9 protein-coding genes and 1 tRNA gene are annotated in these 12,283 nt (G+C 60.9%); 5 read left to right on the top strand and 5 right to left on the bottom strand.

The window, feature by feature from the left end:
* Positions 1 to 14: 14 nt before the first annotated feature.
* Positions 15 to 518 (bottom strand): peptide deformylase, encoded by a 504-nt coding sequence (gene def, locus LMG28727_RS18065; protein WP_201643656.1) that lies wholly within the window; start codon positions 516 to 518, stop codon positions 15 to 17.
* 243 nt (positions 519 to 761) lie between these two features.
* Here def and dprA point away from each other — a divergent pair, with 243 nt between their 5' ends.
* From dprA to LMG28727_RS18050, 3 genes are all read left to right on the top strand, one after another.
* Positions 762 to 2,045 carry a DNA-processing protein DprA gene (gene dprA, locus LMG28727_RS18060; RefSeq protein WP_201643655.1) on the top strand — a complete coding sequence of 428 codons (1,284 nt, stop codon included), beginning with the start codon at positions 762 to 764 and terminating at the stop codon, positions 2,043 to 2,045.
* 71 nt (positions 2,046 to 2,116) lie between these two features.
* The gene (locus LMG28727_RS18055; protein ID WP_201643746.1) at positions 2,117 to 2,494 is read left to right on the top strand and encodes a thioredoxin family protein; all 378 of its coding nucleotides are present in this window, start codon (positions 2,117 to 2,119) and stop codon (positions 2,492 to 2,494) included.
* A 265-nt stretch (positions 2,495 to 2,759) separates the two neighbouring features.
* Complete coding sequence (locus LMG28727_RS18050; protein WP_201643654.1) at positions 2,760 to 5,453, top strand: DNA topoisomerase III; 2,694 nt, start codon at positions 2,760 to 2,762, stop codon at positions 5,451 to 5,453.
* Positions 5,454 to 5,610: 157 nt separating this feature from the next.
* On the opposite strand, the gene LMG28727_RS18045 is transcribed toward LMG28727_RS18050, so the two are convergent.
* Positions 5,611 to 6,711, bottom strand: a complete 1,101-nt coding sequence (locus LMG28727_RS18045) for a LysR family transcriptional regulator (RefSeq protein ID WP_201643653.1) — start codon at positions 6,709 to 6,711, stop codon at positions 5,611 to 5,613.
* Between the two features lie 342 nt (positions 6,712 to 7,053).
* Positions 7,054 to 8,910: a phosphoenolpyruvate carboxykinase (GTP) gene (locus LMG28727_RS18040; protein ID WP_201643652.1), complete on the bottom strand. Its 1,857-nt coding sequence runs from the start codon at positions 8,908 to 8,910 to the stop codon at positions 7,054 to 7,056.
* 373 nt (positions 8,911 to 9,283) lie between these two features.
* Here LMG28727_RS18040 and LMG28727_RS18035 point away from each other — a divergent pair, with 373 nt between their 5' ends.
* Positions 9,284 to 10,297: a D-2-hydroxyacid dehydrogenase family protein gene (locus LMG28727_RS18035; protein WP_201643651.1), complete on the top strand. Its 1,014-nt coding sequence runs from the start codon at positions 9,284 to 9,286 to the stop codon at positions 10,295 to 10,297.
* Between the two features lie 227 nt (positions 10,298 to 10,524).
* Here LMG28727_RS18035 and LMG28727_RS18030 read toward each other — a convergent pair whose 3' ends face one another.
* Positions 10,525 to 11,400: a patatin-like phospholipase family protein gene (locus tag LMG28727_RS18030; RefSeq protein WP_201643650.1), complete on the bottom strand. Its 876-nt coding sequence runs from the start codon at positions 11,398 to 11,400 to the stop codon at positions 10,525 to 10,527.
* A gap of 50 nt (positions 11,401 to 11,450) precedes the next feature.
* Positions 11,451 to 11,855, bottom strand: a complete 405-nt coding sequence (locus LMG28727_RS18025) for a PaaI family thioesterase (RefSeq protein ID WP_201643649.1) — start codon at positions 11,853 to 11,855, stop codon at positions 11,451 to 11,453.
* Between the two features lie 204 nt (positions 11,856 to 12,059).
* Between LMG28727_RS18025 and LMG28727_RS18020 the strand changes: the two genes are divergently transcribed.
* Positions 12,060 to 12,135: transfer RNA gene (locus LMG28727_RS18020), tRNA-Lys, on the top strand.
* Positions 12,136 to 12,283: the final 148 nt, after the last annotated feature.

Here is a 12,283-nt window from a genome sequence, read left to right as displayed (position 1 = left end):
GAGGTGGCCGCGCATTACATTGCGTGGGCGAGCTTCTTCATCTTGCTGCGGATGCGCGTTTGCTTCAGCGACGACAGGTACTCGACGAACACGCGGCCCATCAGGTGATCCATTTCGTGCTGGATGCACACGGCGAGCAGCCCGTCACAGTCCAGCTCGAAGGTCTCGCCCTTCTCGTTCAATGCGCGCACGCGCACTTTCTCGGCGCGCTCGACGTTGTCGTAAATGCCCGGCACCGAGAGGCAGCCCTCTTCATTCAGCTTCTTCTCGTCGCTCGACCAGATGATTTCCGGGTTGATGAACGCGAGCAACTCGTTATGCGTGTCCGACACGTCGATCACGATCACGCGCTCATGCACGTCCACCTGGGTCGCGGCAAGACCGACGCCGGGCGCCGCATACATGGTTTCCGCCATATCGGCGACGAGACGGCGGATGCGGTCGTTGACCTTCTCGACCGGCTTCGCGATCTTGTGCAGCCGTTTGTCCGGGTAATTGAGGATATTCAGTAAAGCCATGATCTTGAGTGTGTTTTTAGGCGCCGCTGACCGGAAGAAGGCTCGCGTTGGCCATTCGGCCAGGTTGTGAGCCCGTCGCAATACGCCGAGGATAGATGGTGTCGAACCAGTTCGATTCAACGCGCCACTTGCGCTAGACGACGGGCCCGCGCGGGTGGGCGCGGCGCTGCAGTTATTTCGGATGATGAAAATTTTAGCATGGCGCCCGCCTGCCCGCAGGCCCTGCAAGAGGAGCGACCCGCAATGCACACCCTCCCCGCAACCTATCCCGAACTTGCCGCGTGGCTGCGGCTGTCGTTTGCACCGGGGCTCAAACCCGCTGCGCTACGTCTGCTGCTCAGCGCTTTTGGGCTGCCCGAAGCGATTTTTGGCCAGACCCAGGAGGCGCTCGCGGCGGTCGCTGGCGACGCTGCGGCACGCGCCGCTCTGGCTCCTGCAGGTCCCGAATTCGACGCTCAACTCGATGCTGTGATCGCGTGGAGAGAACAACCCGGCAATCAGGTCGTGACGCTCGACGACCCCGCTTACCCGCCAGCGCTGCTGACCATGCCCGATCCGCCACCGCTGCTATATATAAAGGGCCGGCTCGATCTGTTGCATAACCGGGCGGTCGCCCTTGTGGGTAGCCGCAGCGCGACGCCGCAGGGTGTCGAAGACGCAGAGCGGTTTGCGCGCGAATTGTCCGCGGCGGGCGTCACCGTCGTGTCGGGTCTGGCGCTTGGCATTGATGGCGCGGCGCATCGCGGTGGTCTGGAAGGCATTGGCGGCACGGTCGCCGTGATCGGCACGGGCGCGGACCTCGTGTATCCGGCGGCGCATCATGCTTTGGCGCGGCAAATTGCAGTGCAGGGCGCCATTCTGTCGGAATGGCCGCTTGGCACGCCGGCACGCGCCGCCAATTTTCCGCAGCGGAACCGGTTAATCGCAGGGCTTGTCAGCGGTGTCGTGATTGTCGAGGCTGCGATGCGTTCCGGCTCGCTGATCACGGCCCGGCTCGCCAATGAAATGGGACGCGATATTTTTGCGTTGCCTGGGTCGATTCACGCGCCGCTGTCGCGCGGGTGTCATCGGATCATCAAACAAGGGGCAAAACTGGTGGAAACGTCCGATGAGGTGCTCGAGGAACTTGGTTTTGCGCGGCGGCCTGTTGCCAGTGCCGCGCGAGCCTCGAAGAGAGCGCTTCCTTGGGAAGCCGCTCATTCACGGCGCTCGACTGCAGCCGCCGCCTCGGCCGGCGTTCAGGGTGAACTGGCGATTGCGCCTGCGTTCGGCCAGGTGCCGGCGTTGAAAGAGGGGCTTGAGCCTCAGCCAGTCCCACAATCCGCCGCTCCCGAGGCCCAGCGTCTCCTCGCTGCGCTCGGCCATTCACCCACCACGCTTGAAATTCTCGCCACCCGCACCGAGATGGGGGACGCAACCTTGCAAACCACCCTGCTTCAACTCGAACTATCCGGCCAGGTGACGGTTCTGCCCGGCGGCCGCTTCGTCCGCACGAGTCGAAACCAACCCCGCATCGATCAGGGTTGACCACCCTGACAGATGCGCCATGCTACATTCGCGCCAAAGCACCTGAACAAAGTATCCAAGGAAAACGCCCCATGCCCGCGCTGAACCTCGACACCGATCAAGACCGGATTGCCGAGCGCGTCAACGAACCCGACACGCTGTTCGTTGCCTGCCTGTGCGCGGAGTGGTGCGGCACCTGCCGTGACTATCGGGATGCTTTCGACAAGTTGGCTGACCGGCATCCAGATATCTGTTTCGCATGGATCGACATCGAGAACCATGCGGATCGCTTCGACGATCTCGATGTCGAGAACTTCCCCACCATCCTGATAGAAGACTCGGTTACGACACGTTTTTTCGGTACGGTTTTGCCACAGGCGTCGATTGTTGAACGGATGTTGTCGGACCTGACGGCCGTACCGGGCGTCAGCGGTGCGCCCAAGCTGCGGCCCGCGCTAACGGTTGCCTAGAGCGGCCGTCGGTGAGCGTTCGCGCTTTACCGCACGAGACGCAGCAAGCGCTGCACGAGACAGCGCGCGGCGCGTTTGGCGCTGCTTGCCCAACGACAGAGCGCGCAATGATGATGGCGCGCTTTTTATGGCACTTGACACGCCGCCTTCGCGCCGTGTGCTATAAAGCGGTCGTTAATGGGTCGCAAAGGTCGCAAACGAGGGTCGCGCTAGCAAAAGCGCACTCAAGGCCATCAACCCGGATCTACCAACCTCACATCGAGTCATGTCCAAAGCACTGATCATCGCCGAAAAGCCTTCCGTCGCGAACGACATCGCGCGCGCTTTGGGCGGCTTTACCAAGCATGACGAATACTACGAAAGCGACGACTACGTCCTTTCCTCGGCAGTCGGCCACTTGCTGGAAATTGCCGCGCCCGAAGACTACGAAGTCAAGCGCGGCAAGTGGAGCTTCGCCAACCTGCCCGTCATCCCGCCACATTTCGATCTGAATCCGATCGCCAAGAGCGAGTCGCGCCTGAAGGTGCTGACCAAGCTGCTCAAGCGTAAAGACGTCGACCGTTTGATCAACGCATGCGACGCGGGGCGCGAGGGTGAGCTGATTTTCCGCCTGATCGCGCAGCACGCAAAAGCGAAGCAGCCGGTGCAGCGCCTGTGGCTGCAATCGATGACGGCCGGCGCGATCCGCGATGGCTTCGCCCGTCTGCGCAGCGACGAAGAAATGCAGCCGCTCGCGGATGCCGCACGTTGCCGCTCGGAGGCGGACTGGCTGGTCGGCATCAACGGCACACGTGCGATGACCGCGTTCAACAGCAAGGGCGGCGGCTTCTTCCTGACCACGGTCGGGCGCGTGCAGACGCCGACGCTGTCTATCGTCGTCGAACGCGAAGAAAAGATTCGCCGCTTCGTGCCGCGCGATTACTGGGAAGTGAAGGCGGAGTTCGTCTGCGCGCACGGTTTCTACGAAGGCCGCTGGTTCGACCCGAAATTCAAGCGCGACGAGTTCGATCCGGAAAAGCGTGATTCGCGTCTGTGGGCGCTGCCTGCAGCCGAGACGATCGTTGCCGCGTGCCGCGGCCAGATCGGCACGGTTACCGAAGAATCGAAGCCGTCCACGCAACTTTCGCCGGCCCTGTTCGACCTGACCAGTTTGCAGCGCGAGGCCAACGGCCGCTTCGGCTTCTCCGCGAAGAACACCTTGGGCCTCGCCCAGGCGCTGTACGAAAAGCACAAGGTGCTGACCTATCCCCGGACCGACGCTCGCGCGCTGCCGGAAGACTATATGGATACGGTCAAGGACACGCTCGGCATGCTCAAGGAGAGCAACAACTACCTGCCGTTCGCGAAGCAGGTGCTCGACAAGGGCTGGGTGAAGCCGAACAAGCGCATCTTCGACAACTCGAAGATCAGCGACCACTTCGCAATCATCCCGACGGCGCAGGCGCCGAAAAATCTGTCCGAGCCGGAACAGAAGCTGTACGACCTGGTCGTGAAGCGCTTCCTGTCGGTATTTTTCCCGGCCGCCGAATATCGCGTGACCACCCGGATCACCGAAGTGGTCGGCCATCACTTCAAGACCGAAGGCAAGGTACTGGTCGAACCGGGCTGGTTGCAGGTCTATGGCCGCGAAATCAGCGGTGAAGACGCGAACCTCGTGCCGGTGCAGAAGGACGAAAAGGTCAAGACCGACAAGATCGCCGCCCAGCAACTGGTGACGAAGCCGCCCGCACGCTACAACGAAGCGACGTTGCTGTCGGCGATGGAAGGCGCGGGCAAGCTCGTCGAAGACGACGAGTTGCGCGAAGCGATGGCGGCCAAGGGTCTCGGCACGCCGGCTACGCGCGCCGCCATCATTGAAGGTCTGCTGGGTGAAAAGTATCTGATCCGCGAAGGCCGCGATCTGATTCCGACCGCGAAGGCATTCCAGCTGATGACGCTGTTGCGCGGCCTCGGCGTGAAAGAATTGACCGCGCCGGAATTGACTGGCGAGTGGGAATACAAGCTCTCGCAGATGGAACGTGGCAACCTGCCTCGTGACGCGTTCATGCAGGAAATCGCCCGCATGACGCAGACTATCGTCAAACGCGCGAAGGAATACGATTCCGACACGATCCCGGGCGATTACGCGACGTTGCAAACACCTTGCCCGCATTGCGGCGGTCAGGTGAAGGAAAACTACCGGCGTTTTGCCTGCTCGAAATGCGAGTTTTCGATCTCGAAGATTCCGGGCGGCCGTCAGTTCGAAATTCCGGAAGTCGAAGAGTTGCTGCAGAACAAGACGATCGGACCGCTGTCGGGTTTCCGCAGCAAGATGGGCCGTCCGTTCTCGGCGATCCTGAAGCTCTCGCTCGACGACGAGATCAAGAACTACAAGCTCGAATTCGACTTCGGTCAGGATGCGGGCGGCGAAGACGGCGAACCGCCAGACTTCTCCGACCAGCAGCCGGTCGGCGCGTGTCCGAAGTGCAAAGGCCGCGTGTTCGAGCACGGCATGAGCTACGTCTGCGAGAACTCGGTTGCCAACCCGAAGACTTGCGACTTCCGCTCGGGCAAGGTGATTCTGCAGCAGGAAATTGCTCGCGAACAGATGGCGAAGTTGCTCGAAGAGGGTCGCACGGATCTGCTGACCAACTTCAAGTCGTCGCGTACTGGTCGTAACTTCAAAGCATTCCTGGTCAGACAGCCCGACGGCAAGGTCGGCTTCGAGTTCGAAAAGAAGGAACCGTCGGCTAAGACGGCTGCGAAGACCGCGGCGGCCAAGTCTTCGGCCAAGGCTGCATCGGATTCAGAGTCTGATTCCGACGAAGACGGCGCAGTAGTCGCAGTGAAAACTGCGCCAGCGGCCAAGAAGGTGGCGGCGAAGAAAACAGTGGCGGCCAAGAAGGCGCCCGCGACCAAGACCGCTGCCGCCAAGAAGGCACCCGCTAAAAAGGCCGTGGCGCGCAAGACTGGATCTTGATCCGAACACGGCGGCAACCGGAACGCGATCCGCTTCCGGCCCGCTGCCCGGCTCACGCTTTCGCTCTTTCGCACTTGCCATGAAAAAAGGCGCAGTCACCTCAAGTGACTGCGCCTTTTTTATACTCGCCAGCGCCACACGCCAGCCAGACCAACCCTTATAGCGGCGATACAATCGTGGGCCGTGTGCGATTCGTCGACTGCGCCAGATTCGTCGACACGGGCGACAACTCGCTGTCCAGCAGTCGCGACAACGGCTCAGCGCCGTCGAACGCTTCCGGCGGCATCGAGTCAGTGGAATCGTACGACGCCGACGTAGCGGGCCGCTCAAGACCGTCCTTGATCCATTGTTCGCCAAGCAGACTGTTCGGCGTCTGGTTGAAATGCTCGACCAGGTGATCGATGAACGTACGCACCTTGGCCGGCAAGTGACGGCGGCTCGGATACGCAATATTGATCTCGACTTGCGGCAAACGATAATCGCCGAGCAAACGCACGAGGCGACCACGCGTCATATCGCGGCCAATCAGGTAGCTCGGCAAAATCGCGATGCCCATGCCCAGTAACGCGAACTGCCGCAGCATTTCCGTGTTGTTCGCGACGATCACGTTCGACGGACGCACCCGCACTTCACCTTCCGGCCCCGTGAATACACGCTCGTCGCCCCAATACTCCGACGGCAGGCTCAAGCACGGATGCTCCAGCAAATGCTCAGGACGCGTCGGCGTGCCGTGCTTCTCCAGATACGCCGGCGTCGCGCACACGGTCATGCAACCCGTGGTGAGACGTCGCGTGACGATGCTCGCGCTGCGCATTTGACGCGCGATGACTACACCAACGTCGAAACCTTCTTCGACCAGATCGACCTGGCGATCGACCAGCGTGACATCGGGGATAACTTTCGGGTAACGCTCCGCGTACGTTTGAAGCACGGGCGCGAGATTATGCAACCCGAACACCACCGGCGCGACGATCCGCAATGTGCCGACGGGTTCGTGATTGCGCGCGACCACCATCTGTTCGACGTCTTCCAGTTCGTCGAGAATCTGGCGCGCGCGCTCGAGATAAACCTGACCCGATTCGGTCAGAGACAAGCTGCGGGTTGTGCGATTGAGCAGCCGCGTACCAAGACGCCCTTCGAGGTCGGCTACGTGACGGGTGGCAACTGCGTTGGAAATATCCATCGCGCTCGCAGCGCGGGCAAAACTGCCGAGATCCGCCACTTTGACGAAAACTCGCATCGACTGCAAATGATCCATAGGACAACTCCTGCCGTGTTACAGCTTCCTGACAATTGGTGAAAACCAGTGAAGCGAACTTGGAATTCTCCTACGACTCGCGAAATCGTGCATAAGTTGCCCACAACGGCTTAAATATTGTCAGTTTTCGTGCGACTCTGCTCCCTAATGTAGGGCATGAACCTCGATTGATCGAAAAAAAGAAACAATCTGCTGCACTGCACCGCAAACTGTCTTTTTTGTGCGAATAGACGTAAAGGTCGTCTCGGTATTGCGGATTCAGAAAAAATCGCCATTCGGGGACAGAACGCAAAGAAAAAACCGCCCGAAGGCGGTCTTTTTAGATAGTGAATACTCACCTTGCTACGCGATGAGCTTTCCTTCGAGCGTGCGCCGGGTGTGTTGCAGCGCTGGCGGCAGCTTTTGTTTCAAGGTGTCAAACAGCTCGGCGTGTAGCGCGAGTTCGTCGCGCCATGCTGCGTCGTCGACGGAAATGACCTGCTCGAATTGCTCGCGGCTGAAATTCAGACCGTTCCAGTCGATGTCGTCATAGTGTGGCGACACGCCGAACGCATGCTCCTCGCCCTGCGTCGTGCCTTCGATCCGCCCAACCATCCAGCTCAACACGCGCATGTTCTCGCCGAAACCCGGCCAGACGAACTTGCCGTCCGCGCCCTTGCGGAACCAGTTCACGCAGAAAATTTTCGGCAGCGTCGCGTTCAGTTGTTCAAGACGTTCGCCGGTTTTCAACCAGTGAGCGAAATAGTCGCTCATGTTGTAGCCGCAGAACGGCAGCATCGCGAACGGATCGCGGCGCACCACGCCCTGCTGGCCTGCAGCGGCCGCCGTCGTTTCCGAACCCATGGTCGCCGCCATGTAGACGCCTTCGACCCAGTTGCGCGCTTCGGTGACGAGCGGCACGGTGGTCGAACGACGGCCCCCGAAAATGAATGCGTCGATCGCGACGCCCGCTGGGTTTTCCCAGTCGGCGTCGATCGACGGACATTGCGAGGCCGGCGCCGTAAAGCGCGCATTCGGGTGCGCGGCCTTGCGGCCGCTCTCCTTCGCACTGGCCGGCGTCCAGTCCTTGCCCTGCCAATCGATCAGATGCGCGGGCGCCTCGTCGGTCATGCCTTCCCACCAGACGTCGCCGTCGTCGGTCAGCGCGACGTTCGTGAAGATCACGTTCTCCTTCAGCGTGGCCATCGCGTTGAAGTTGGTCTTCTCGCTCGTGCCCGGCGCGACGCCGAAGTAACCAGCCTCGGGGTTGATCGCGTAGAGGCGGCCGTCCTGAGCCGGTTTGATCCACGCGATATCGTCGCCGATAGTCGAAATCTTCCAGCCGTTCAGGCCTTCCGGTGGGATCAGCATCGCGAAGTTGGTCTTGCCGCACGCCGACGGAAATGCTGCCGCCACATGATGCTTGCGCCCCTCCGGCGACGTCACGCCCAGAATCAGCATGTGTTCGGCGAGCCAGCCCTCGTCGCGGCCCATCGTCGACGCGATCCGCAGCGCGAAGCATTTCTTGCCGAGCAGCGCATTGCCGCCGTAGCCCGAGCCATAGCTCCAGATTTCACGCGATTCAGGAAAGTGGACGATGTACTTGGTCTCGTTGCACGGCCACGCGACGTCCTTCTCGCCCGCCGCCAGCGGCGCACCGACTGAATGGACACACGGCACGAACTCACCGTCCTCGCCCAGCACGTCGTACACTTTGCGCCCCATGCGCGTCATGATGCGCATGTTGGTCACCACATACGGGCTGTCGCTCAATTCAACGCCGATATGTGCGATCGGCGATCCGAGCGGGCCCATTGAGAACGGCACCACGTACATCGTGCGGCCGCGCATCGCACCGTCGAACAGGCCATCGAGCGTAGTCCGCATTTCGGCTGGCGCGATCCAGTTGTTCGTGGGACCGGCATCTTCCGCGCGTTGCGAGCAAATGAAGGTGCGATCCTCGACGCGCGCGACGTCGGAAGGATCGGAGCATGCCAGGTAGGAATTGGGACGTTTCGCGGGATTGAGCTTCGTGAAGGTGCCCGCCGCGACCATCTGTGCGCACAGGCGGTCGTATTCCTCCTGCGAGCCGTCACACCAGACGATGCCGTCCGGCTTGGTCTTCGCGGCGACCCGCTGGACCCAGTCGATCAGCTTTCGGTGTCTAACCCACGCGGGCGCCTCAATAGTGGGCTGTCCTTCGAATGAGGGATGATTCATCGACTTGTCTCCGTTTTGTAGCAATAGAAAAACGGTACAAGCCCGGCGACGCTGCATGCGAGAGGCATTCAATTCTTCGCGCCGAGGTTTCCACCACTCGACGCATAATTGCGCAGGTCAACCTGGGCCAACCAGCTTGTCGGGCGGAGACGCCTGCTGACGGGGCTTCTGCAACCGTCTGTAAAGCGGCTTGCCTCAACACGCAACAAACTGTTAAAAACGATGTCAATCGGCCATAACGTAGCGCTGCCGTTCTTTGCAGCTTCTACGGTAAGGCATCCAGCCAGACCGGCATGTGACCTGGGTCACATGGTGGGACAGTCAGCATAACACTCCGTTTCGCACCGTCACGGTGCGCCGCAAGACACATACCATGAAGATTGCCATCCTCGACGATTATCAGGACGCCGTTCGTAAGCTCGACTGCTTTCAATTGCTTGCTGACCATGAAGTCAAAGTTTTCAACAACACCGTTCGGGGACTTGGCCAACTGGCAAGCCGCCTTTCCGAAGTCGACGCGCTCGTCCTGATTCGCGAACGCACTCGCATCAACTCGCAACTGCTCGATAAATTGCCGCGTTTGCGCATGATCAGCCAGACCGGCAAAGTGTCCAGCCACATCGATCTGGCGGCTTGTACTGAGCGCGGCATTGCCGTGCTGGAAGGCAGCGGCTCGCCGTTCGCACCTGCTGAGCTGACGTGGGCTCTCATCATGGCGGCCCAACGCCGGATTCCGCAATACGTGGCAAACCTTAAGCAAGGAGCCTGGCAGCAGTCCGGCCTGAAGACGTCGGCGCTGCCGCCGAACTTCGGTTTGGGTCAATTGCTGCGTGGTCAGACGCTGGGAATCTGGGGCTACGGCAAGATTGGTCGCCTGGTCGCCGGCTACGGCAAGGCGTTCGGCATGAACGTGCTGATCTGGGGCCGCGAGCATTCGCGTGAAGCTGCTCGCGCAGATGGTTACGGCGTCGCCGAAAGCCGCGAAGAATTGTTCGAACAGAGCGATGTGCTGTCGTTGCATCTGCGTCTGCACGACGACACGCGTGGCATCGTCAAGCAGGAAGATCTGATGCGGATGAAGCCGACCGCGTTGCTCGTGAATACGAGCCGGGCCGAACTGCTCGACGAAAATGCGCTGGTGAATGCGCTGTCGCACAACCGTCCGGGGATGGTTGCGATCGACGTGTACGAAAGCGAGCCGATTCTGCAGGGCTACAGCCTGCTGCGGATGGAAAACGTGATCTGCACGCCGCACATCGGCTACGTGGAACGCGAGAGCTACGAGCTATATTTCACCGCGGCTTTCAACAACATCCTGGCGTTCGATGCCGGCGATACCACGAGCGTGGCGAATCCTGAGGCATTGCAGGGCGGGCGTCGGCGGTAATTTCTTGGGGCGTGTGGCGCGTCGCATGCTGGCTAGTTAGCCAACTGGCGCCAGGCTGCGCTGGTATTTTCAGCGTCGCGCCTGGCGACGGTGCTTATCTTTTCAGTATTCGTATTCGTATGCGCACCGCTGCACGGCTTCTTTAACGCGCAGCAAGTAGCCCAGCTTCGCGGTGGCGGCAATTCAACGCCCGCCAATGAAACCAGCCACCCGCGCCGCCACTCACGTCAGCGCGCCGCATGCGCGCCGGCTTCCAGCAGCTCGGGCACGCGCTCCAGAAAACCCTCACCGTCGACACGGCCCAAGTTGTACGCGTGCACCATCTGCGAAGGGCTGGTGTAATCCCAGCTCGAAATCGGCACCTTGCGCGACGGCTGCACATAGAGCCGTTGCTGCACGCCGTGCGGCACGACAAACATCTGCGGACGCGGATAAATACGCGTGACCATCACGAGCACATTGCCTGGCGCATCGGCGTCGAGCGCGCCGACCGGCACGTTGTCGACCATCCCGCCGTCCAGCACCGGCCGGCCATTGCGCCGCAGAACCGGTGTGAAAGGCGGCGTACTCGATGATTGCAGGATCAGGTCGGCAAGGTCCTCGACACTCGCGCAGTCCTGAGCCCGCACGAATTCCGGATGAAAGCCGAGTGTCTGACCCAAGGTCGGATGCAGCGTCTTGCGCACATATTTTTCGATGTTGTATGCAATCAGACCCGTTGCAACCGCGCTGCGCGCGCCAAGCCAGCGCGGCAGATGCGACACGCCGATGCGGATTTCCGGCGCATCGGCGAGCGTCGAAAACTTCTCACCATAGATATCGAGCAGCGCCTGCCGGTAAATGCGGTAGTGAGGAAACACCGATTCGCCGCGCAGCAGGTTGCCCCAATAAGCGTTGCGGGTGTTGTGGCGCAACGCGTCTTCGTAGTAGCGCATAACCCAGTCGGAGTCGCGCGTGTAGAGCATGCACGCAGTGGCGGCGCCGGCTGAAATGCCGGTGATGACGCGCGGACGGATGTTCAACTCCGGCTGCACGACGTCCCAGAAACCTGCCTGCCACCAGCAGCGATTACCGCCGCCCGCGAAAACGACCTGATCGAACATCCTGATTTTCCTATTCCTCTGAATACGGCTTGCTACGCTGCTTTCGGATCTCAGTCGAGTAGCGCGTAAGTCGTGGTCGCATGGACCGCCATATGGCCGGTCTCGTCGAAGAGTTCGACCTCGCCGAACACCAGATTGCGGCCCATGCGCAGCACGCGGGCGGTGATCAGCACGTCGCCCTTGCGGACCGCGCGCATGAAGTTGATGTTTTGTGAAACCGTGCTCATCGGTTTGAAGCCGCCGAGCGCGGCTGAAATGGCGACGATCATCGCCGTATCTGCCGCGGCCATGAACACCTGCCCGCAGATCACGCCGCCCGCATGGCGCAGGCCGCCCGAAAACGGCAGGCGCAGCGTCGCGCCCTCCTCGTCCACCTTGACCGGAGTCAGCGTCAGCGCGCGGACCCACGGGGCGAGAATACGGTCGAGCAACGCATTGATCTCTTTGTCGTCCATGGCAGCCCCCGGGTCGAACGCCGCGCGACGCTTCGTGCGGCAAGGTGTCCGCGACATAATACCGGGACAGCGACGCCAGCGCCCTCTTCGGCGCTTCGCAGCGATTGAGGAAGCGCTCGAACGCGCCGCCGCAAATATTTTTAAGAAATCTGCTAAAGGGGCTTGGCAACGCGTGAGAGTTACTGCATAATCTCGTTTCTGTTGGGGGCGTTAGCTCAGTTGGTAGAGCAGCGGACTCTTAATCCGTAGGTCGAGTGTTCGAGTCACTCACGCCCCACCAAGCATTTTGAAGCCCGGTTAGCGAAAGCTGACCGGGCTTTTTGCTTTTCCGGGTTCGCTGAACTGTGCTGGTCTTTGGCATCCAGCGGCAATCCAGTCTCTGTTCGGGTCGGCCCTGCGTTCGCGGGTTAATCACTGCGTGTCGATGC

The sequence above is a fragment of the Paraburkholderia metrosideri genome (genome assembly GCF_904848625.1).
In the GTDB taxonomy this organism is placed as follows: Bacteria; Pseudomonadota; Gammaproteobacteria; order Burkholderiales; family Burkholderiaceae; genus Paraburkholderia; species Paraburkholderia metrosideri.
Note: the sequence above shows the minus strand (reverse complement) of the source record. Positions and strands in the feature narration are given on the sequence as shown.